We start from the raw sequence: 21,702 nt of genomic DNA, 5'->3' as shown, positions 1-21,702 counted from the left end.
TTTATTTATTTTTTCGCGATATGCATTTTTTTATTAATGTCATCAAATACATTTAATGTTCTGTCAAGATGCTCTCTTTCATGTCTCGCTGTTACACTCATTCTTATCCGTGCATCTTTTCTTGCTACGGCAGGATACATAATTGGATTGGTATACACGCCTTCATCAATTAGCATTTTTCCGATATCCCACATCTTATTCTGATCCCCTATTTTCACCGGGATAATTGCGGAGCAAGTGATTCCTGTATCCAAACCTAAATCATCAAGTCCTTTCTTGAAATAGTTGATATTATTCCAAAGCCTTTCTCTCCAGATCGGTTCTTCGTCAATCAAGTCGATCGCTTTCACTATCCCTAATGAAGACGGGGGGGCTGTTGCTGAGAATATCTGCTGCCTGGATTGGAATTTAAGGAATGATGCGATTTTTTTATTCGTAATCACAAACCCGCCCAGGTTACCAAAAGTTTTGCTGAATGTACCTGTAATGAAATCCACTTTATCTAGTAAACCTGCCTGCTCAATTGTTCCTCTTCCGGTTTCTCCTAAAATTCCCACACCATGTACATCGTCTACCATAAGATAAGCATTGTATTTTTTTACAAGATCATATATCTCATTAAGACGTGAACTATCCCCATCCTGAGAATATACTCCATCTACTACAACAAGTTTTGTACGGTACGTATGTTCAGATATCTTCAAAATGTGTTCCAAAGCTTCCAAATTATTATGCGGAAATGTTTTTTTATTGGTAAAAGCACATCCTTCATGTACACTGGCATGCACAGCCATATCTAAAATAGCAAGATCTTCTTTATGCATTAAAATCTGCAAAGTGGCACTATTAGCGGTATATCCGGTAGTATATATCACTGCTTCATCTTCATTTCTCCCGAAAAAGCTGGCAATTTTTTTCTCCAATGCATAGTGATAATCAAAATATCCGCCGATAAGCGGAGTTGCACCGGTACCCGTTCCGTATTTTTCTATACCTTCAATGGCAGCCTGCTTCACTTTAGGATGCTGTGTAAATCCCAAATAATCGCTGGAAACGAAGCTTACATACTCTTTTTTTTGATCTGCAATATTTATATTTAATGTTGCATTGGTTCCCGAAACATTTTTTAATCTGTAATTCATGTGTCCTCTAGATTTCATATGATTCAGAAATTCATAAAAATAATCTGCTCTTTGAGCAATATCGTAATTGGGGATATTCTCAAAATCCTTAAATGTGGCTGTTAAAAAATCAATATTCATCCTTAATTGTTTTAGCTGTTTAAAGGAACAAATATATGATTTTTGAAGCCAGATTTTCAACCTTTAATCAAAAAAAAACTATAGTTAAGTTTCTTTTAAATTATCTATTGAATATCAAATTATTTCACATTTTTGAATTGATTTTTCTAAGAATTTAAATATTCATTTACTGTTTTTATTTCTCCATAAATTAACAAAAAAAAAAACAAATACTGTAATTATTGCAAAAAAAGATGGCAACATACACAACCATCTCATTTATAAAACTTTAAAATCTACTCTCTGGTGGCTTACCCGCCATTAACAAAGATAGCCTGCCCTGTAATTCACCAACCGCCTGTCACCAAAAACTTCATTAATGACAATATCTTTAACATTGGTGCAACCTAATGCTTAAGCGGATTGATGATATGCTACTGCATTAGTATTATTCATAGGTGTTCATTCAATTGGAATATGGAATTAACATGTTTGATATGAACAACTTCCGGATACCGGATCACAGCAAGCTATGCTTAATTTGAACCAATCATTAATAATTATTAAATTATTTGCATCATAATTAATATATATATTAAAAAAAATAACAAATAAGGCATAATATTTGTAAGTATAATTTTACCAACACATACTTGTACCCAAACCCACACAAAAAATATAATAATATGAACGTTGCAGATCTAAAGATTAGGAATCTAGTGGAATATAAAAATCAGATTTTTACCATAGCTGAGATATTCCAAAACAATGAAAAAAATTATTTTGTGCGAATTGAAAATGACATCCAGAGCGTGTCAGTTCCGGCGGATACTATCAAGCCTATCAAAATCACAGAAGAATGGCTTGAAAAATTCGGTTTCTCAAGGACCTACAGTTCTGAACAGAGAATCCGGTATGAAAGACCTGAACCGTTTATAAAGTATGATATTGACTTAAGCTCAAGAAAAATTGTTGACGGGCTTAAAATATATGGTAATGCGATCCGGTGTAAATACATCCATGAATTCCAGAATATATTTGCCTGTTTATTTGGCAAAGAACCCATTTCATTGAACTACAGATTAATGAAAACCGAATCTTAATTATAATATATTACTTGTCAAAATCCACAATGTTAGCATTGTGGATTTTTTTTTATGGGATATCATTGTAAATTTTCTCTAAACTGAGAAGGAGTCTGCCCTGTTTTCGCTTTGAAAAATTTTGTAAAGTTCGTTACTTCTTTAAATCCAAGAGTATATGCAATTTCACTGATGCTAATTTCATTGTAGACCAGATTTCTTTTCATCTCTAAAATCATTCTTTCCGTTAACCATTTTTTAGGAGTGATTTTTTCTACCTCAACAAATGCTTTTTCCAGCGTCCTTATGCTCACATTCAACTGATCTGCAAAATATTGAATTGGATACTGACAACTAAGATCCTTGTTGGCTATACTTTTACATTTCGAAACCAGGATTTTATACGGATGGGTATCGAGAATAGTATCCATCGGGTGGTAAAGTTCTTCCGCAATAAGTAATATATTAAAAAGATAGTTATTGATGATCGAAGACTTTATTTCACTGAAGGGTCTTTCTAACTCTTTCTGAATAAAACCAAACAGGTTTACAATCTCTTCAAACCTATCATCCACACAAAAATAGGGCAGCTTCAACGGATCATTAAACAGACAGGTTTGTCCCAGAAATTGGGTTTGGGCATTATTTCTGCAAAAAAAATTTTCAGTGAAAATCAGAACCCGCCCTTTGTAATCTGCCGGATGATGAAACTGTGCGGTCTGTCCCGGCGAAACAAACAGGATATGCTTTTCTTTAATATCAATGCTATTAAAATCAACAGAATGTTTCCCAAAGCCTTCATAAAAAAGATGAATCACATAAAATGAAACCCTATGGGGCTGGAAAAGTTGCTCCGGCCTTAGCGATAACAAATCTGATATGTCCTTTGTATTGATCTCCTTAAAATCATTACCATTATGTAAAAAAGGTTCTGTTAAAAGTTCTTTCATAATCTCAAAACGGTAATAGGTGTTATTTTATTGAATCAATAATAAACCGCATCTGTTCAGATACGGTTAAAAAAAAACACAAATGATGAAAAAAAAAAATTTCGAATTACTGTCCCTTAGAGACATCATTATTCCATCTGTTGCAAATATAAAGAGTCTTTTCATTCTTATTTTGATATAAAGACGTATGAAATTGGTAAAAATACGAAGATGATGTGTTTTACGTTATCAAAGTAATACAAATTCAATATATGAAATCAAAAAAAATCTGGGCCAATTATAGTGTAAAAGATGCCAGACGCACGCATGAATTCTACACCCGATTGGGGTTTACTCCCAATACCTTCAATACCGATCCGAAACTAGCCAGCTTTCTTTTTGGAGATCATGATTTTGTGATCCATTTTTTTGAACAGGGAACAAAAATAGATGAATATCTACCTCCCGGGTTCCATACCGGCGAAATCATATTTACCCTTTCAGCAGAATCTGAAGAAGAAGTAAAAGATTGGAAAGACAGAGTTGAAAAAGCAGGTGGCAATATTTCCAATGAAACCGAAAGAAACGGATCCGATTATTACGGTTTTACTTTTACAGATCCTGACGGACATAAGTTTAATATCTTATTGATAGAAATGGGAATATAATAGCGATTTTTTATATAAATTGATGCCTTAAATGTTCCATTCATTACTTATACAACCATTGGTTGCAAAATACAACCAAAAGTAGCGCAGATACAACTAACAGGTTCCATGTTTTATAATGATTACTGACATGAGCCCAATATCTTTGCTGTGTTGAACATAAAAACCCAATTATTATGGATACAAAGATCATTGGCAGTAAAATTGCCAAGGTACGAAAAGAGAACAATATTTCTCAGGCACAATTAGCCGAACAGTTATTTATAAGTCCTCAAGCTGTAGGAAAATGGGAACGTGGAGAATCTATTCCCGATATCATTACCCTTAACAGATTAGCAGAAATCATGAGTGTTGACCTCAACTATTTTTCAGAGAATTTCAGATCGAACACTATCGAAACAACACCTGTTGAATCTCCAGCTAAACAACTGCATAAATTATCCCTTGAAAAGCAGGAGAAAAAGCTGAACTGGGATATGTCCCGTGGAAACTGGGTAGATGCGGATTTTTCCGGTTTAAAAAATCTAAATGAGAAATTCAGTTCATCCAATATGCAGCGCTGCAAATTTATTGGTTCGGATATGTCGGAATTACTCTTAAAAAGGAATAATGTTGATCATTGCGATTTCTCTAACTCTGATTTCACCAACAGTGATATCCAGAGCTCTCATTTAGCTAATAATATATTCAGGAACTGTTCATTGATAGGAGCAGAATTTTACGAAAGCTATGTCAGTGGATGTGATTTCACAGGAGCTGATTTTACAGGAGCCATGATTACATCCGGTGGTTTTGAGAAAAGCAATATGTCGGATGCTGTATTTCATCATACTTCATTTACCAACTCCCAGATTGCCGATATTATTTTTGAAGGAACATTAGAAGATTGTTATTTTGAAAACTGCGAATTGACCAAAGTAACTTTCCAGAATGCAGTTCTTATCAATACTTTCTTTAAATGCAGAAGCTTGAAAAAAATCCGGTTTATTGATTGTCAAGCTGACCGGATGACGTATGAATTTCTGAAAAACGGAAAAGCCGACCTAAGCGGCATCACGTTATTAATAATATAAAAAAGAATTCTATATCCGCGAGGAAGGGCTTCATAATGAAGCCCTTCCTCGCTTATAAGTCATAATATACTTTTATCTGTTATATAACTAATTTATGATTTTTCCTGTATTGTCTTTTAATTTCTCACGGAATTTCTGAAGCTCATCCGGGCCTGGTCTACTCCATTCCGTTACTTCTCCTATGATTTTCAAGGGGGCTTCGGAACGATAAGAACGTGTAGGATTCCCCGGAAATTTTTTATCTGTCAGGTTAGGATCATTTTCATAAATTCCTGTAGGTTCAACAATGTATACACGTTCACGCCCATCACCTTTTGCTAATGCCGCTGCTAGTCCTGCACCATTTAGTAAGGCAGTGAAATAAATATGATTCATTTTGAGCTCAGCTTTATAATTGGAATGGCTGCCTGCCGTCAATACATCACCCACCTGCAAATCTGCTTTTGTCCCGTGATAAAAAGGACCTTTGTCTGAAGGATTGTGCTTCAGCGATATCGCCAATTCAGAAAAATGCTTCGATTTTTCCCTATCCCCAAAATCTTCGTGACATTTGGCAATGTTCAAATATATAGCAGGGAAAGCACTCTTCACCGTATCATCATTGACTTTTAAAGCATATTCCAAAGTCGTTTCAAGCCATCTCAATTTATCGGCGACCGTTTTTTGATGACGGGATACATAATAAGCAGCAAGAAACTTTTCATGGGCATTAGCAGCCTCTTCCCAACCTTGCAGGAATAATTTGTAAGCCTCCTCAGGCTTCTTCTCTTCTTCCATATTCATCCCCTGAATACAAAGCTTAACCACATGGTTGAAAGGTGAAAATTCCATATTCTAATTAAAACTTAATTTTTATTTAATTTAACCGATAAAACCGAATAGGTAAGATACGAAACAATTCACAAACAGGCGCCATTACCTCTACATTATTGAAGTCATTACGATTACATTGTTTTTTAAATGATCAAATGATTGTAATAACTTTTTGCAGGAATTCCGCCCACAATTGCATTATCGGATCACCTTTGCTAACTTCAGCTTGGTAGCGATTTTCTGGCTTGACTTAATAAGGAAAACAGAACGCATATTGGATCATTCTTATATTTTCTATTAGTTCCAACACTTTTGGCAACAAAGGAATATCAGTATTTACCTTATTTTTTTAGTTTTTTTAAAAGAATGGTAACGTAGCTTTTCTCTAGCATATTTTTAAACATTAGTAATACGAAAAAATGTATTATCTAATCAAGCCGTTCACCTACTAATATGTTGCAATCAATAATTTAAGCAAATTTCTTGGCATTGTATGTATAGTTTTAAGCGCCACAACATCGCCGGAAAACGTTGAAAACAAAAAATCCCGCAATCATTGTGACTGCAGGATTTTATCAGTTTTAAATGCGTTTGCAAATAAGCTCTTAACGCTATTGCGGAGAGTGAGGGATTCGAACCCCCGGACCTGTTACAGTCAACAGTTTTCAAGACTGCCGCAATCGACCACTCTGCCAACTCTCCTGAATTCCGACTGTATTGTCGTTTCAGTGGTGCAAATATAGGATGTTTTTTATTTCTGGCAAAACAATTTGAGCAATCGGATATTTTATGAGACAGTCTGTAAAAACCTCCAATCAATGATTAAAGGTCAAATTATACAGTTTGTATATACCTTTATTTTACAGAATAAAAGAATGATCTTAATTCATTGGCAAAAGCCTCTGGAACTTCTAACGCAGCAAAATGTCCTCCTTCTTCCATCTTTACAAAATGTATTACATTTACAAACCGATCAGCCCATTCGCGTGGAAATTGCGCTTCACGAGGAAATACGGCAAGTCCCGCAGGGACATCAGATTTCTGTAAAGGTACTGAACCTCCCCATTGCGCAATTGCATCTGCTTTATACATCCTCATGGAGGTTCCTATCGTCTGTGTTACCCAATAAATCATTATATTCGTTAACATTTCATCCTTTCCGCCAAATGCTTTTTCAATCAATTCAGGTGGTGCACCCGCATTTACAAAGCTCAATATCCAGGCTGCAAGTCCTACGGGTGAATCATTGAGGCCATATGCCAATGATTGGGGTTTGGTAGAATGAACCATCGCATACGCTCCTTCACTGTACCACCATTGTTGTACAAACTGGGCAAATTGCTGCTCTTCTTCTGTCATGGTACTTGGATCCTCCTGCCCCATCGGATATCCTATATCCGTAAAATGGACCGCTTCTACCACATCTGCATATTTGGAAGCCAAAGCTTTTGTAACGCTCATTCCCACATCACCACCTGCAGCACAAAACTTCTCATACCCTAATGTTTCTGTCATCAGCTTTTTCCAAAGATCAGCCACGGCTTCACTATTAACTGCTACTTTTCCCGAAAATCCAAATCCGGGAATAGAGGGAATCACCAGATCGAAATTCTGATCTCCTTCGGTAAGTAAAGGAATGATTTTATGAAAGCGGTAGTAGCTGTCCGGCCACCCATGAGTCAGTATTAACGGTTTAGAGTTCTCGCCCTTCCCTTTTATATGCTGGAAATGAATCTGTATCCCATCTATCTCAACAAGATACTGCGGATATTGGTTCAACAAGGTTTCTTGTTTTTTCCAGTCATAGTCATTTAGCCAATAATCAGCTAGTTCTTTAAGGTATTTTTCGCTGGTTCCGAAATTCCAGCCTGAATTGTCTTCTTCACCCGGCCAGCGGGTATTTTGAATACGGTTTTCCAGGTCATTGATCACCTGATCTGAGATGTTTACGGTAAATGATTTCATATTTTTTATTTTGGTTGGTGAACAAATTTAACATAAATATGTAATCATTTAACTATTAATATATTAAACGTTTTTAAATTTCTCTGATTTTGAATTATTAATTAAAAATAATTTTCTTTATCCATTAATTCATATCTATTGTAGGAATAATTATTGCTGTTTCACTTATATCCTCTCTATACTAAAAGAACCATGAAAATAGCTACCTACAATGTTAATGGAGTCAACGGCCGACTACCCGTCTTACTGAAGTGGCTGAAAGAAGCACAACCCGACATCGTATGCTTTCAGGAACTGAAAACCCCGCAAGAACGTTTTCCGATACAGGAAATAAATGATGCGGGATATCAGGCCATCTGGCACGGACAAAAAAGCTGGAACGGTGTTGCTATTCTTACCAGAGGGCTTGATATTACTGAAGTTCAGAATTATTTACCGGGTGACCCGGAAGATCTTCAAAGCAGGTATATTGAAGCAATTATTGACCAGATGGTTATTTGTTGTCTTTATCTTCCTAATGGCAATCCTTACCCGGGGCCTAAGTTTGATTATAAGCTATCATGGATCAAACGTTTACAAAAAAGAACCAATCAGCTTATCAAGATGGAGCTTCCGGCCATCGTAATCGGTGATTTCAATATCATTCCGGAACCGATGGATGTCTATAAGCCTGAGCGTTGGGAAAATGATGCATTGTACAGAACGGAAGTAAGAAAGGCTTATCGGGAATTGCTGGCCAAAGGATGGCATGATTCTATCCGTGAACTTTTTCCTGAAGATACCGTCTACACGTTCTGGGATTATCTTTATAAGGCTTATGAGCGTAATGCCGGCATCAGGCTTGATCATATTCTGTTAAGCCCTTACCTGATATCCAGCTTACAATCGGGAGGAGTGGACAGCCATGTCCGTGGTTGGGAAAAAAGCAGTGACCATGCGCCGGTGTGGATTGAAATTGAAAAATAAGAATAGAATGTATGTTGGGTAAGTTGTTGCGTATAAATAAAAAAGAGGCAAAATGCCTCTCTTTTTTTTGTATTCATGACCTTAATGACCAATTTGCTTCTTTATAATAATTTTGTGTTTTTTTTGTTCAAGAAGCTGGTTAAAGGCCATACATACACCTTTTATATTAATTTCATCATTGTGTTTTCCGGATAGCCATAATTTATAATTCTTACAGCCATTTAATATTTCTCTTAAAGAGTATATATATTCATCTGTGCTTTTGTTGATACAAAGTAACAACATTACCCAATAAAATTCCTTATAACATCCATAGATATATATCGATAAAAACATAGATATTTATCGATATAACTGGTGTTACACGATGAAACAAATGAAGACAGAATGTAGAAATCTAGATTTTATGATGGGTCTTGATAAGATCAATCAGTTCGACAAGGTTTTCGATCTTTAATTTATCGAAGATATTTTTCTTAATTGTACTTACGGTATTCTGCTTGATATCCAGATGGTTTGCGATTTCCAGGTTGCCATAACCTTCCGCATACATTTCCGCTATCTGCAATTCTCTTTTGGTAAGGTGGCTAAGGGGATTTATAGCATTCGGGTCGTTTGCAAACTGTACCAGCAGGTTCTGGACAACGGCAGATACATATTTGCCTTTATGTATGATGCTTCGGATAGCCCATTTCACCTCTTCCTCTTCGCTTAATTTGCTTAAGTAGCCGTTTGCCCCGGCATTAATATATTTAAGGGCATACAGATCTTCTTCAAGCCCCGAAAAAATCAGTATTTTAATATCCGGATTTACACTTTTTATCTGTGGCAAGATATGCAGGCTGTTTCCACCGGGAAAATGAGCATCAATAATTGCTATTTCTATTCCCTTTACCTGCACCTCCTCTACAATCTGTTGGAGGGATGAAGTCTGATAAATTTTAGCATTGGGAACAATTTCATTAATGGTGAGTGCCATTCCCTGCCGTACAATACTATGGTCATCTGCTAAAAGGAAAACAATCTCTTTATTTTCAATTGGTAATTCCATTGTCATTGATATTTAAATTTATCCTGAATGTTACTTTTGTTCCCTCATGCAACTTGCTGGACACAGATATTTCTCCATCAAACAGCTCTATGATCTCTTTGCATAAGTTTAGCCCTAAACCTGCTCCAAGATTATCAATCTCATCAGATACCGCTCCCTGATAATAAGGTTCAAAAATCTTTGCAAGATCAGATTCCGATATTCCCACTCCTGTATCCCCTATTGTTGCTATCAGGGAAATCCTGTCATGATCTATCAATTTTGTTGCCATTGTAAGATCTATCTGTCCGTTTTCCGTGTACTTATTGGCATTTCCCAAAATATTCATGAATATCTGGTTGATCTTAATGTTATCCGAATATACAACTGTATCTGCGGGTATGTTGTCGGTTACCACAAATTTGTTATTCCTGGTTTCTATATAAGGAGTAATGGCTGTAACAATAGAGTTGATCTCATCTTTGAGATTAAAGACTTTCTTGATAAGCTTCTTTTCAGTTTCCTGATTTTTGGTATACTCCAATATCTGGTTAGATTGTATCAGCAATGTACTATTGGTAAACTTTATTGAACTAAGATACTCTTTTATGGTTTCATCTTTTGTAGTTCTGATAATTTTATCTATAAAAATATTGATGATTTTTAACGGCGACCTTACTTCATGACTCAGCATACCAAGAATTCTGTTTTTGAAATTAAGGTTGTTTTTAATCTGCTTATTGGCAGCATTCAGCTTCTGTTCATAAATGAATGCAACCCTGGTAAAATACATAATCAGAATGGATACAATGAACATTAAGACCATCAGGCCAAGTACCAGATAGGTTCTGATTTTATTATTAATAGAGCTTTGCTTTTCGTATTCTTTTTCCAGGTCCGACTTGAAATGCCTAATGGCATTATCATACACATTAATGAGCCCGTTACTGTATATCAATAAATTACTGAAGTTACTATAAAACCGCATACTGCCTTCCATATTATCCCGGTGGCTTTTGGCGGTAGAGAGTTGGATTTTCCTTACTTCAGTGATGTAATACTTATTCATGGATTTTTCCAGGCTGTCCATTTTTGACTTTATATTGGACAGAACAGCATTTCTGTTGTTCGTTAAAGTAACAACCGTACTTTCTTTCTGTACATCTACCTTACCCGATATAGCATCTTTCAAACGTCCCATAAGGCCTTTCTTTTTCACTGTATCGGAATACGTTTGGGTCTGTATATTCAGATCATCAAAATTATTGTTACTCTTATATTTTATCAGCTCATAATCCGGATCCTGAAACTGGGCAGGCGGATTCTGAGAATACTGGTAAGAAGAATCTATAAGCGTTTTCAGCTTTATCGTTTTAAGGGTATCTCTTTTTTGTCTGGCCAGATTATTTTTTAGTCCGGGAATCTTGTTTTCATATTCATTTATCTTGTCAAAATTATTATCGAGTTTTTTAAGAAAACGGAAATACAATTCCAGATCTTTCTCATCCCGGCTGATCATATATTTTTGAAGGGAATTTTGGGCATCACTGAAATCTTTTTTTGAATTATCGGCGAGCGTTTCCAACAATTTGCTTTCTTTCAGCTGGTTTTCGATAAATTTCAGTTTCTTCTCATTAACGAATTCATTATAGAAAAATATAGCTATAATAACCTGTATTAATAAAATACAAATGATCAGTGAGTAATGAACAATTTTTCTCAACTTAAAATTTAAGAATTTATATTTCATATATGTCTTATCAGTTAAATTATTTCCTGATTACTTGTCTATTTGGTATGATTAAAAACAATACAAAACATCAAAAATGCCGTTTATTGATGCGCATTATTCCTAGAGCAAAGTTAAAGTAATTTTTCGTTTCTTTTTCGGAATAATGAGTATCAGATAAAATCTAAAGAATTTAATATGATCACATCAAAATGTTTTAATAAATTTAAAGAATTCATCATTATAAAACATTATGTATGCAAAAAAAACTGACAATCATGAATACCATCCCACTCAATGGGCAGGATTTCATTTTATGCTTCTCAAAGGAACTACCAATCAATCCATTAGGTGCTGAAAATTGTAAAAATCTTTTTATCTTTCAGTCACAATAAAGGTAAGACATGAAAAATAATCCGGTTTTCTATATTATTCCCATCATATTTTCGCTTGTAGGAATTGGGATGCTTCTTGGAGGATACTTTGCTCCTCCCGGTTCACTTACTGACGACGGTTACCCGCTCAATTATTTTTTATACGCAATGGGAGCTTTTTTCATTATTTTCCCTAATCTTTTAATCATTATCATAGGGTATTTCGGTCGCCAAAATGCGCAGAATATTGCCGGTCTGAAGGCCAACGGCCTCAAAGGCAAGGCCCGAGTAATGCATATGCGGCGTACGGGTGTAAGCATCAACGATATTCCCCAGGTGGTCCTGCAATTGCGCATTACTACCGATATGGGTGAGCAGTTCACGGTGGATTATAAGAAGTGCATAGATCCGCTTTACTATAACCTGATTACTCCCGATAGAGACCTTATGGTCTATATCAACCGTGAAAATAAGAAAGAAGTATATCTTGACCTTGAAACAGAATGGGCCAGGCTGGCTAAAGGCTAGATTGTAGTACCCATGATAATACAAGCAGACACGTTGAAAATAAAAATTTTCCGAAAAATTTTACTTTAAATGGTGAAAATTAATTAATTTAGAACATTACTAAACCTATTTGTATGAAAAATTTAAAAAAGATTAAAAGACAGGAAATGAAAGCTATTAAAGGCGGAATCAGCTGCCGGGGCGGCCAATTGTGCCTGATCAACGGAAAATGGGAATGCAGACCCTACGACGGATGTGGCGGTGGAAACCAGCCTTAAATTTTAAGTTTAACCCAATTACCATATTATTATGAAAAATCTAAAAAAAATTTCAAGAGACCAGTTAAAAGGTATTAACGGCGGAGCATTAAGCTGTTCTGAGGCATGCTGCCCACCTCCGGGAATAAAAAGATGTCCGTGGATTGTTTGTGTAGCGCCATGTGACATCCTTAGCTAGAAAATTAAAAGGCCTTAGAAAATCAAAAAATTCTAAGGCTTTTTTTTTGCTGATATTACGAAAAGCTGCCGTTTTGCAATTTTGTAAAACTGCAGCTTTTTTAAGCCTTGGAAGAATCTTCCATTAACATATTAAAAAAGCTTTTTTTAAAGTTTATCTCTTATATTTTCAAAGCTTTGAGGCATAGAAAAATCCGTTCATGGGAACGGATTTTTGTTGATTGTTTTTATTTTGCCATTGGCGGTATGGAAAGATAAAAATATGATCTCGAGAATTTGTGAGCAATTTTTTCTACTCCTAATAAGCATTATTCACCGTTAAATTATAGGTGTCTGGTGCTCCCGGGATTCCTCCTCCGGTTACCAGCGTTTTTTGTAGTGTAACAGGAGTTGTAATATGAACATGGTATTTGCCATTGGCATCTATCGTAACATCAGCCGTTCCGCCTGAAGTGGCAGTCGCTGCATAACTTACTGCACCGCTTGTCACTGCGGTTCCTACAGCACAGGTAAGCGCCATATAACGTACAGTAGGGTTGGCCGACATAACGCTGCTGCTCGTTAAAGTATATTTCCCCGCTCCCAAAGAAGCTTGGAAAACAACAGTTAATGAGCTGCCCGAATAGGCACCATGATTACCCCCATCCCCGGATGTCGTAACCGTCATTCCTCCTAAACCACCGCTATTACCTTGGGAGGAAGCGCCTCTGTTATAGGAATAACTACCTAGCTTCCAACTAGATTCAGATGCAGGTGGATCGGTAATTGGATCATCATCGTTGCCTCCACAGGAAAATAATATTGTGAAGCTGGCGAGCAAAAGGTACATAAGTGACTTTTTCATTTTGTTTATATTTAGTGATTAGTAGAGCCAAAAGTAGAACATGTTTTTGATTGGACAATTTTTTAGGCTGAAATTACCTAATTATAGGTAGTGAAAATTCCCTATATATAGGTAATAGACGCCTCTTTTCAGGCGTAATTCTTCAGATAGGCCTCAATGAGTTATAGAAAAAATGGCTTAAGATAAGACTCGCAATTCCCAGCTATCTTAACGGAACATCGTGTCCCATTGTCCTGTTTTTTTTGCGACAACAATCTTTATTATGAAACAGAATCTATCGAACACTTATAGTATCGGATATTTGCCACATAATCACTTGAAAATAAAATAAAAAGGATTGCTTATATACGAAAAAAAAGAGGATCTTTTATTAAAAGACCCTCTTAGCGGAGAGTGAGGGATTCGAACCCCCGGACCTGTTACAGTCAACAGTTTTCAAGACTGCCGCAATCGACCACTCTGCCAACTCTCCTTTAACTCCGGCTGTGCCTTCGTTTTCAGTGGTGCAAATATAGAACGTTTTTTATTTTTGGCAAAATATTTTCTGAAGAAATTTTAAGAAAGCTTAATAATGGGCTAAAAATCAGGTGGATTATTTTCGTGAAAATCCATTACATATACTTATAATCTTACATTTTTTTAATTAATTATGGTTTTCCGTAATAGTTTCATTTCTGCTTTCTATATATTGTCCTTAATATGGATAAAAACAATTAACTAATAATCATTAAAACTAAACATCATGGCAAAAAGCAGAGGATTTTCCATTTATTTATTGAAACCTACATTTTCAGCAGAAAATGCTCTTAAAGAGGATCATAACCTAGAACAAATAGATGAGGATAACACAAATCTTCCTGATGGTTCAATCATGTATATTTCAGATAAACCGGGGAATGCTCCTTGGTGGAAGAATTATTGGGGGTTAGACATAGATTTATATCAAGCACAAAAAGGGGCTATTGTTTTCTTACCTGTTGATGATCGTTGGGTAGTTCTAACTTTTGGAAGTACATATCATCAACTAAAGGACAACTCTTTTGAGTATGACTTTGGTTTAAGAACTACTTTAAATGCACTAGATCCTAAAAAAATTAAATCTACAGATATATTACAACCAGAGAATGCTAAACGTCAAAGAATTCAAAGTCCAACAGCTTCAAGTTTGAATTTTTTTGACATTAGGCATGATGAATCTATTATTAAAAAATTAACAGGTTCTGTAAAAGCAGAATATAATGATTTGTTTAAAAATGCAACAGGAGCTAATAGTTTAAGGATTTCTTCAGATCTTCAACCTAATCAAATTATAGACTTATGCAGATCACTTATTGAAATTTATGAAAAAGAAGACTATCTTCAAACTTTTCCAGACATCCGTAATATAGAGCCTGTAAGAGATCCAGATATAATAATTCTACTTAATGAAAAGTTGTTAGATGCATTTACGGAAGCTCCTAGAGAGCTTGTATTATCTATACCTGAAATAGTTGATTATTCAGATCCTTTTAAAGTGAAATATTCAGGCGCAGGAAGAAGTAGTTTAGAATACAATGATGTTTTTATTGCGGGTTATAGAGAATATCTTCAAGAGCGTAATACTCAAATTGATGATGTAGACCAATTTCATCGTCATTATATGTCAATCATGGATGAGAATGGAAATATAATTAGACAATATAACATCTATAAAAGTTTTTTATTTGATTGTGAATTAAATGAAAAAACCTATCATTTATGTGAAGGAGAATGGTATTTTATTGAAACGGATTTTATTAATAGATTAGAAACATCACTTAATCCCTATTTTATTGACAATCATAGCTTTTTACATCCTTGTAATAAAGTAAGGGAAGATGCTTACAATAATTCTGTTAGTACTGCAAATGCAAATGTTATATGTTTGGATAAAAAAAATATAGCTCCAACAGGACAAACACAGGTAGAACCATGTGATCTAATTTCAATAATAGATAATACACTTCATCTAGTTCATGTAAAAATTTCTACTCGCTCATCTAGTTTAAGTCATTTGTTTAATCAAGGAGTTAATTCGGTTGAGTTATTGAGATTAGCAGAAGAGTCTCAACAAAAGCTAAAAGAATTAGTAGATAATAATCCTGAAATTTGTACGCTAATAGATAGTAGTAAATATAGTGTAACCTATGGATTGATTACTAAAAAAACGGATCTGTTCGCAAAAAGTTTACCCATTTTTTCTCGCATTAGTTTACTCCGAACAGTAAATGCATTAAAAATAATGGGAATTCCCTGTTCAATATTTTTAATATATGATAACATTGATAGAAAAAATAATAATGCAGTTGATATAGATTAAAATTATATTATTGCTATAATTTTGAAACCTGTTGACTGTAACATGTCCAGAGCTCCAAATCTGTCACTCTCCTTAAAAAGATATTATGAAATTAATGATGTTTTTTTACTTGTTTTTCAAAATACTTTGAACTAAACCATTCAACTATTTGTCATTATTATTAATAATAAATTTATTTATTTTTGGAGACTAATAATCTAATATTATTTTCAATCTCTATAACTCCAAGGAAAACAAAAATTCTCTATATTTGCTAAAACACACGATACACCCTATGGAAAAGCTAAGAACTCTAAGAAAGCAAAGAGGCTACACTCAAGAATATATGTCCAAAATAATATCAACGGATGTTTCCAACTATTGCCGTAAAGAAAGCGGTGAAGTTAAAATATTTGATGATGAATGGGAGAAGTTAGCAAAAGCTTTGGATGTTTCTGTGGAAGATATCAAAGAAGAAAGAAATGCTCAAATACAGCATAATGAAAATTCTACTCTTCATGATAATTCAAGTATCAATTACAATCAATTTTGTAATGTTCCCAACTATTTACTGGAAAGCCAACAGGAATACATCAACCTGCTGAAAAAAGAAATAGAAGCTTTAAAAGCCGAAATCGAGAGATTACAATCAGGGCAATAAATCCCGTTTATTCATAACAAACTGCTTCTCAAAGAGCAGTTTTTTTATGGCCAAAAAAGGAAACCGTTTTCATGTATACCAACGCAAAGGTTTATGATACTTTGTGTATAGTTTAAGTGAGCAAAGATGTGAATCGACTTTGTCGATTTGATGAAGCATCTGTTTTCCATGTGGCTTCTTATGAAAATAAAAGGCTACGGCGCAAACTTCGTTTGCGCCGTAGCCTTTTTATCATTAGATAGATATTATACTATACTTTGAAGCTTCATTCCTGCAATCACCGCACAGAATCCCAACACAACACTTAAACCCGCATATAAAAACAAGGTTCCGTACTGCTGGTTCTGCCATAAAGAATAATTTTCCGCAGAAAAGGTGGAAAAGGTAGTGTATCCTCCACAAAGCCCGGTAATCAGAAGAAATTTCAACGAATTATCATTCTTCATAAAATACGAAGTCAGAAACCCGATCAGAAGGCAGCCTGTAATATTCACCAGGAAAGTCCCCATCGGGAACGAACTGATGTTCCAGAGCTTCTGGGTATAATTGGAGATCAGGTATCTTAATATACTTCCTGCTCCCCCTCCGATGAAGATATACAGTAGATTTCTCATATCAAAAACAAACGCACCATAAGGTGCGTTTTATATTTTTAAATTGACTATTAATGTAATTCCGCTAAATATTTTTCAGCATCCATTGCCGCCATACATCCGCTTCCAGCCGCTGTAATCGCCTGTCTGTAGATATGATCCTGAACGTCTCCCGCTGCAAAAACTCCTGGAAGATTCGTTCTTGTAGAGCCTTTCTCTGTTAAGATGTATCCGTTTTCATCCAGGTCAATCTGTCCTACGAAGATATCAGTGTTCGGCTTGTGCCCGATGGCGATGAAAATACCGTCTACATCAATCTTAGATGTTTCCTGAGTCTGGTTGTTGATCACCACTGCTCTTTCCACAAGGCTGTTTTCTCCTTCAATCCCGATCAGCTCATGGTGAAACTTCACTTCAATATTCGGGGTGTTTTCTACTCTGTGGATCATGGCCTTAGAAGCTCTGAACACATCTTTTCTTACCAACATGGTTACTTTTTTACAAAGTTTGGCAAGATAAGTGGCTTCTTCTGCAGCCGTATCTCCTGCTCCTACTACCACTACATCTTTTCCTTTATAGAAGAAACCGTCGCACGTAGCACAGGCAGAAACACCTCCTCCCGCATATTTTTTCTCATCATCAAGACCTAAATATTTAGCAGTAGCTCCCGTAGAAATAATAACTGTTTTCGCAAAAATTTCTTTGTTTCCTGCATACAATTTATGAACTCCGCCTACTTCTTTAGAAAGCTCTACTTTGGTAATCATTTCGTAATGCACCTTAGTATCGAATCTTTCTGCCTGTTTTTGTAAATCCATCATCATTTCAGGACCTGTGATCCCTGCAGGATATCCCGGAAAGTTATCTACTTCCGTGGTGGTGGTTAATTGTCCGCCCGGTTCCAAACCTGTATACAATTCAGGTTTCAAATCTGCTCTCGCCGCATAAATTGCCGCTGTAAAACCAGAAGGCCCGGATCCAACAATCACACAATCTAAAATATTTTGCTCCATAATTTTCTTTTCAAAGGATTTAAAATTAACGACTGCTAATTTCGTAATTTTTACTGTTTATTTAAAGTTATTTTAATGATACTTGTCAATGATCAATATAGTTGAGAGTTATGAGTTATGAGTTATGAGTTATGAATTATGAGTTATGGGTTACGAATTATGCCCTCAGATAATATTTTGAAAACTCTCAACCCTCAACCCTCAACTTATAACTTATAACTCATAACTCATAACTATACTAAACCTTCATTTTAATTTTATCCACATGGATGATCTTATACACCAATTCCTTGATGAGTTCCGCTTCGCTCATGTTTACAGCGCCAAGCCCTTTTCCTTTCATATCAAACTCCCTTAAAATAGAGATCACTCTGGTGGCATGTTTTAAAGGATATAATCTGGCCGTTTCCGCATAATCTTTAATAAAATACGGATTGATGCCCATTTGAGAAGCAATAGTCTGTGGCGGCTGTCCAATCATCGTTTGGTATACGATAACATTGGAAAAATAATTGTACAGGCTCGCCAACATCATCACAAAGGGGTTGTTCTTAGGATTTTTACCCATAAAATGAGCAATTTTGAAGGCTGCATTGGCATTTTTCGTTCCCAAAGCTTTCTGAAGCTCAAACACATTGTATTCTTTGCTGATCCCGATATGATTTTCGATGATCGTCCCGTCCAAAACCTCACCTTCCCGAAGGATGATCTTCAGCTTATTCAGCTCATTGGCAATCCTGGAAAGATCATTCCCAAGATATTCCGCCAGAAGATGGGAAATATTCGGAGCTGTTTTTATATTGAGCCTGATGCACTCATCGGCAATCCATTTCGGAAGGTTATTTTCTTTGACAGACTCACTCAGAAAAAGTGCTTTTGCCTTGTCTAAAGCTTTGGTAGCTTTTTTACGGCTGTCCAGCTTTTTGTGTTTGTGGGCGAAAACCAAAACCGTAGACGGAACCGGATTTTCCACATAAGATTCCAACATCCTGTTCTCTTCTTCATTCAGCTTTAAATCCTGCGCTTCCTTTACAATAATCACCTGCTTGTCCCCCATCATCGGAAACTGTCTTGCCAACGAAAGGATTTCCTGGTAGGAAGTATCTTTTCCGTATACTACCGTCTGGTTGAAAGCTTTTTCGTCTTCCTCCAGAAAGTTGTGTTCTAGAGCTTTTACGGCTACATCAATGAAGTAAGGTTCTTCTCCGTGGAAAAAATAAATCGGTAAAACTTCTTTATTTTTAATATTTTTGAGGATTAAATCTAATTCTTTCATCTTTTAATGGAACTTCCAAAACTGAATTTTCAGGAAACTTTTGATTTTAAATTCAAGAAAGACAAAGATAAGTTTTTTATTTATGATTTGGTTCGCAAAACTTACCTTTTACTTACTCCCGAAGAATGGGTTCGACAACACTGGATACATTATTATCTGACCGTGAAGTCCTACTCTACATCGGCCTTGATTACTGAAAAAAAGATCGTTTTAAATGGTTTAACGAAAAGAATTGATCTTTTAATCACAGAAAAAGCCCAGCCTAAAATTTTAATTGAATGTAAAGCTCCATCTGTAAAACTAACGGAGAAGACATTTGAACAAACCGCAAGGTATAATTCCATTATCGGAGCGAAAGAAATTATTTTAACGAATGGTTTGCAGCATATCAATGCTTATTTTGAGAATGATCAGTATCAGTTTTATAAATGAGATTGAGAAGGTCATAACCACAAAAGGCACAAAAGGTTTTAAACACTTAAGTTTTATTTAAGTGAAAGACTTACTGTTGAGGAGTACACTTAAGCTTTTGAAAATCTTTGATTTTCGTCTTATGTGAACTTTTATTTTGAACATATTAAACTTTTAAAAACTCAAGTGTACTAATGTGTTTCTATTAAAAATTTTTGTGCTTTTTGTGGTTGAATAAATACACTAAATTAAAAATATTTACAAATGAACATCAAGAACATTGTATTCGATTTCGGAGGGGTTTTAATGGATTGGAATCCAAGATATTTTTTCAAAGATTACTTCAATGATGATGAAAAAATGGAATACTTTCTCACCCACATTGCCCAACAGGAATGGAACGAGGAACAGGACAGGGGAAGAAGCCTTGCAGACGGAACAGAACTCCAGATTAAAAAATTCCCGGAATGGGAAAAAGAGATCAGAGCGTATTATGATAACTGGACCGTCATGCTGAAAAGTGACATCCCTCACAATGTAGAAGTTCTGAAAAAGTTGGGAAACACGGATTATGAGCTGTTTGGTTTAACGAACTGGTCTGCTGAAACCTTTCCGTATGCGCTGGAAAATTATGATTTCTTCCAGCTTTTCAATGGGAAAATTGTGGTTTCTGGAACGGAAAAATTAATCAAACCTGATCCAAAGATCTGGTATGTTTTATTGGAAAGATATAATATCCAGGCTCAGGAATCTGTTTTCATCGATGATAATGCCAAAAATATTGAAATAGCGCAGTCTCTGGGTTTCAATACCATTCATATTCATTCTGAGACAGATTTGCAGCATGAGCTGGCTAAACTGGGTGTAGAAATTGATTAAGCCACCAGTTTTATAACAATTTAACAATCCTCATGATAAGTTATTTAGTAATTTAGATGAGGATTTTTTATACGTATGAACAAACTTTTATTTTTATTGCCTTTTATAGGAATATGTTTTCAGGCTCAAACCACAGATCAGCAAGCACTGGATGAGCAAATGCTGCTGGAAAAATGCAAAAAACAATATACCGAAGACCAATGTCTTTCTGATGCTGATGACGATAAAATACCTTTCTATTGGGATAAAAATCCGGATAAAGCAGGAACAGTAGCAACCGATGCTATTGAACCCTTCAAAAAGAAATGTGAGAATATTTACCAACAGGATAAAACCGACCTTGAAAATTTCAAGCTGAAGTATAAAGATATAGGAAAAGTCTATGACCAGATCAATAAGAATATTTTAGATGACCTTCCTAAAGAGAGCTTTACGGATACTTTTATTTTTGTTTATTTCATGGACAATTATTCCTGCAGCCTGGTTGGCTCATGTTGCAGCACGTTGGCTACTGATGAGCATAATTATCTCATCTCCAAATTCTGGAATAAAAGTGCCCTGGAAAACCTTAACAAGTATAAAAGAACCATAACGCTCTCAACAAGGCTTGAAAAGGATAAAATGAATGAATTTCTTAAGTCTTATGACCCGGAATTAAAATCATTCCTGACTAAAAATTACAATCCTAAATATAATATTGTAAAAATCCAGTCAAAGAACAAGGATGAAAATCCAAGACCTATTGCTATCCAGCTAACAATTTTCAATCCTTATAAACTGCAGATCACTTATCTCAATACAACAAAAAAATATGAATATGATGGTCAAAAATGGAATCTCCTGAACAACCCATAAAACTTGCAGTCATTAAGACTA

At 35.4% G+C, this 21,702-nt stretch carries 22 protein-coding genes and 2 tRNA genes; 12 read left to right on the top strand and 12 right to left on the bottom strand.

The window, feature by feature from the left end; translation table 11 throughout:
• Positions 1–5 precede the first annotated feature (5 nt).
• Complete coding sequence (locus tag BCF58_RS10315; RefSeq protein WP_121461701.1) at positions 6–1,262, bottom strand: aminotransferase class I/II-fold pyridoxal phosphate-dependent enzyme; 1,257 nt, start codon at positions 1,260–1,262, stop codon at positions 6–8.
• 665 nt (positions 1,263–1,927) lie between these two features.
• On the opposite strand from BCF58_RS10315, the gene BCF58_RS10310 reads away from it, so the two are divergent.
• A complete protein-coding gene (locus tag BCF58_RS10310; protein WP_121462039.1) occupies positions 1,928–2,344 on the top strand; it encodes a hypothetical protein in 417 nt (138 codons plus the stop codon).
• Positions 2,345–2,406: 62 nt separating this feature from the next.
• On the opposite strand, the gene BCF58_RS10305 is transcribed toward BCF58_RS10310, so the two are convergent.
• Complete coding sequence (locus BCF58_RS10305; RefSeq protein ID WP_121461700.1) at positions 2,407–3,273, bottom strand: AraC family transcriptional regulator; 867 nt, start codon at positions 3,271–3,273, stop codon at positions 2,407–2,409.
• A gap of 251 nt (positions 3,274–3,524) precedes the next feature.
• Between BCF58_RS10305 and BCF58_RS10300 the strand changes: the two genes are divergently transcribed.
• The gene (locus BCF58_RS10300; protein WP_121461699.1) at positions 3,525–3,920 is read left to right on the top strand and encodes a VOC family protein; all 396 of its coding nucleotides are present in this window, start codon (positions 3,525–3,527) and stop codon (positions 3,918–3,920) included.
• A 176-nt stretch (positions 3,921–4,096) separates the two neighbouring features.
• Positions 4,097–4,993 (top strand): pentapeptide repeat-containing protein, encoded by an 897-nt coding sequence (locus BCF58_RS10295; RefSeq protein WP_228434777.1) that lies wholly within the window; start codon positions 4,097–4,099, stop codon positions 4,991–4,993.
• An 87-nt stretch (positions 4,994–5,080) separates the two neighbouring features.
• On the opposite strand, the gene arr is transcribed toward BCF58_RS10295, so the two are convergent.
• From arr to BCF58_RS10280, 3 genes are all read right to left on the bottom strand, one after another.
• A complete protein-coding gene (gene arr / locus BCF58_RS17690; protein ID WP_394337670.1) occupies positions 5,081–5,482 on the bottom strand; it encodes an NAD(+)--rifampin ADP-ribosyltransferase in 402 nt (133 codons plus the stop codon).
• A 941-nt stretch (positions 5,483–6,423) separates the two neighbouring features.
• A tRNA-Ser gene (locus BCF58_RS10285) sits at positions 6,424–6,508 on the bottom strand.
• A 153-nt stretch (positions 6,509–6,661) separates the two neighbouring features.
• Positions 6,662–7,771, bottom strand: coding sequence for an epoxide hydrolase family protein (locus BCF58_RS10280; RefSeq protein WP_121461696.1), 1,110 nt, complete (start codon positions 7,769–7,771; stop codon positions 6,662–6,664).
• A 192-nt stretch (positions 7,772–7,963) separates the two neighbouring features.
• Here BCF58_RS10280 and xth point away from each other — a divergent pair, with 192 nt between their 5' ends.
• Positions 7,964–8,737, top strand: a complete 774-nt coding sequence (gene xth / locus BCF58_RS10275) for an exodeoxyribonuclease III (protein ID WP_121461695.1) — start codon at positions 7,964–7,966, stop codon at positions 8,735–8,737.
• Positions 8,738–9,134: 397 nt separating this feature from the next.
• Here xth and BCF58_RS10270 read toward each other — a convergent pair whose 3' ends face one another.
• Positions 9,135–9,788, bottom strand: a complete 654-nt coding sequence (locus BCF58_RS10270; protein WP_228434776.1) for a LuxR C-terminal-related transcriptional regulator — start codon at positions 9,786–9,788, stop codon at positions 9,135–9,137.
• Positions 9,772–11,490: a sensor histidine kinase gene (locus tag BCF58_RS10265; RefSeq protein WP_228434775.1), complete on the bottom strand. Its 1,719-nt coding sequence runs from the start codon at positions 11,488–11,490 to the stop codon at positions 9,772–9,774. The genes BCF58_RS10270 and BCF58_RS10265 overlap by 17 nt, the downstream gene beginning before the upstream one ends.
• Before the next feature lie 410 nt (positions 11,491–11,900).
• On the opposite strand from BCF58_RS10265, the gene BCF58_RS10260 reads away from it, so the two are divergent.
• The 3 genes from BCF58_RS10260 (at position 11,901) to BCF58_RS17390 (ending at position 12,833) form a co-directional block, all read left to right on the top strand.
• Entirely contained in the window at positions 11,901–12,398 is a 498-nt protein-coding gene (locus tag BCF58_RS10260) for a hypothetical protein (RefSeq protein WP_121461692.1), read from the top strand.
• Positions 12,399–12,511: 113 nt separating this feature from the next.
• Complete coding sequence (locus BCF58_RS17395) at positions 12,512–12,655, top strand: bacteriocin-like protein (protein ID WP_170149002.1); 144 nt, start codon at positions 12,512–12,514, stop codon at positions 12,653–12,655.
• Positions 12,656–12,686: 31 nt separating this feature from the next.
• Entirely contained in the window at positions 12,687–12,833 is a 147-nt protein-coding gene (locus BCF58_RS17390) for a bacteriocin-like protein (protein WP_166668319.1), read from the top strand.
• A gap of 297 nt (positions 12,834–13,130) precedes the next feature.
• Here BCF58_RS17390 and BCF58_RS10255 read toward each other — a convergent pair whose 3' ends face one another.
• Both BCF58_RS10255 and BCF58_RS10250 read right to left on the bottom strand, forming a co-directional pair.
• A complete protein-coding gene (locus BCF58_RS10255) occupies positions 13,131–13,676 on the bottom strand; it encodes a hypothetical protein (protein ID WP_121461691.1) in 546 nt (181 codons plus the stop codon).
• Positions 13,677–14,063: 387 nt separating this feature from the next.
• Positions 14,064–14,148: transfer RNA gene (locus tag BCF58_RS10250), tRNA-Ser, on the bottom strand.
• A gap of 270 nt (positions 14,149–14,418) precedes the next feature.
• Between BCF58_RS10250 and BCF58_RS10245 the strand changes: the two genes are divergently transcribed.
• Positions 14,419–16,014, top strand: coding sequence for a DUF6119 family protein (locus BCF58_RS10245; RefSeq protein ID WP_121461690.1), 1,596 nt, complete (start codon positions 14,419–14,421; stop codon positions 16,012–16,014).
• 274 nt (positions 16,015–16,288) lie between these two features.
• Complete coding sequence (locus tag BCF58_RS10240; RefSeq protein ID WP_121461689.1) at positions 16,289–16,654, top strand: helix-turn-helix domain-containing protein; 366 nt, start codon at positions 16,289–16,291, stop codon at positions 16,652–16,654.
• Positions 16,655–16,899: 245 nt separating this feature from the next.
• Here the strand turns inward: BCF58_RS10240 and crcB are convergent, their stop codons facing one another.
• The 3 genes from crcB to holA form a co-directional block, all read right to left on the bottom strand.
• Positions 16,900–17,268 (bottom strand): fluoride efflux transporter CrcB, encoded by a 369-nt coding sequence (gene crcB / locus BCF58_RS10235; protein ID WP_121461688.1) that lies wholly within the window; start codon positions 17,266–17,268, stop codon positions 16,900–16,902.
• Positions 17,269–17,318: 50 nt separating this feature from the next.
• Positions 17,319–18,260, bottom strand: coding sequence for a thioredoxin-disulfide reductase (gene trxB / locus BCF58_RS10230; protein ID WP_121461687.1), 942 nt, complete (start codon positions 18,258–18,260; stop codon positions 17,319–17,321).
• Between the two features lie 238 nt (positions 18,261–18,498).
• The gene (gene holA / locus BCF58_RS10225) at positions 18,499–19,536 is read right to left on the bottom strand and encodes a DNA polymerase III subunit delta (RefSeq protein WP_121461686.1); all 1,038 of its coding nucleotides are present in this window, start codon (positions 19,534–19,536) and stop codon (positions 18,499–18,501) included.
• Positions 19,537–19,542: 6 nt separating this feature from the next.
• On the opposite strand from holA, the gene BCF58_RS10220 reads away from it, so the two are divergent.
• The 3 genes from BCF58_RS10220 to BCF58_RS10210 all read left to right on the top strand — a co-directional run bounded on the left by BCF58_RS10220 (position 19,543) and on the right by BCF58_RS10210 (position 21,681).
• Positions 19,543–19,968, top strand: coding sequence for a type I restriction enzyme HsdR N-terminal domain-containing protein (locus tag BCF58_RS10220; RefSeq protein WP_121461685.1), 426 nt, complete (start codon positions 19,543–19,545; stop codon positions 19,966–19,968).
• 243 nt (positions 19,969–20,211) lie between these two features.
• Positions 20,212–20,826, top strand: a complete 615-nt coding sequence (locus BCF58_RS10215) for an HAD family hydrolase (protein ID WP_121461684.1) — start codon at positions 20,212–20,214, stop codon at positions 20,824–20,826.
• 75 nt (positions 20,827–20,901) lie between these two features.
• The gene (locus tag BCF58_RS10210) at positions 20,902–21,681 is read left to right on the top strand and encodes a hypothetical protein (RefSeq protein ID WP_121461683.1); all 780 of its coding nucleotides are present in this window, start codon (positions 20,902–20,904) and stop codon (positions 21,679–21,681) included.
• Positions 21,682–21,702: the final 21 nt, after the last annotated feature.

Source organism: Chryseobacterium defluvii (assembly GCF_003634775.1).
In the GTDB taxonomy this organism is placed as follows: Bacteria; Bacteroidota; Bacteroidia; order Flavobacteriales; family Weeksellaceae; genus Chryseobacterium; species Chryseobacterium defluvii.
Note: the sequence above shows the minus strand (reverse complement) of the source record. Positions and strands in the feature narration are given on the sequence as shown.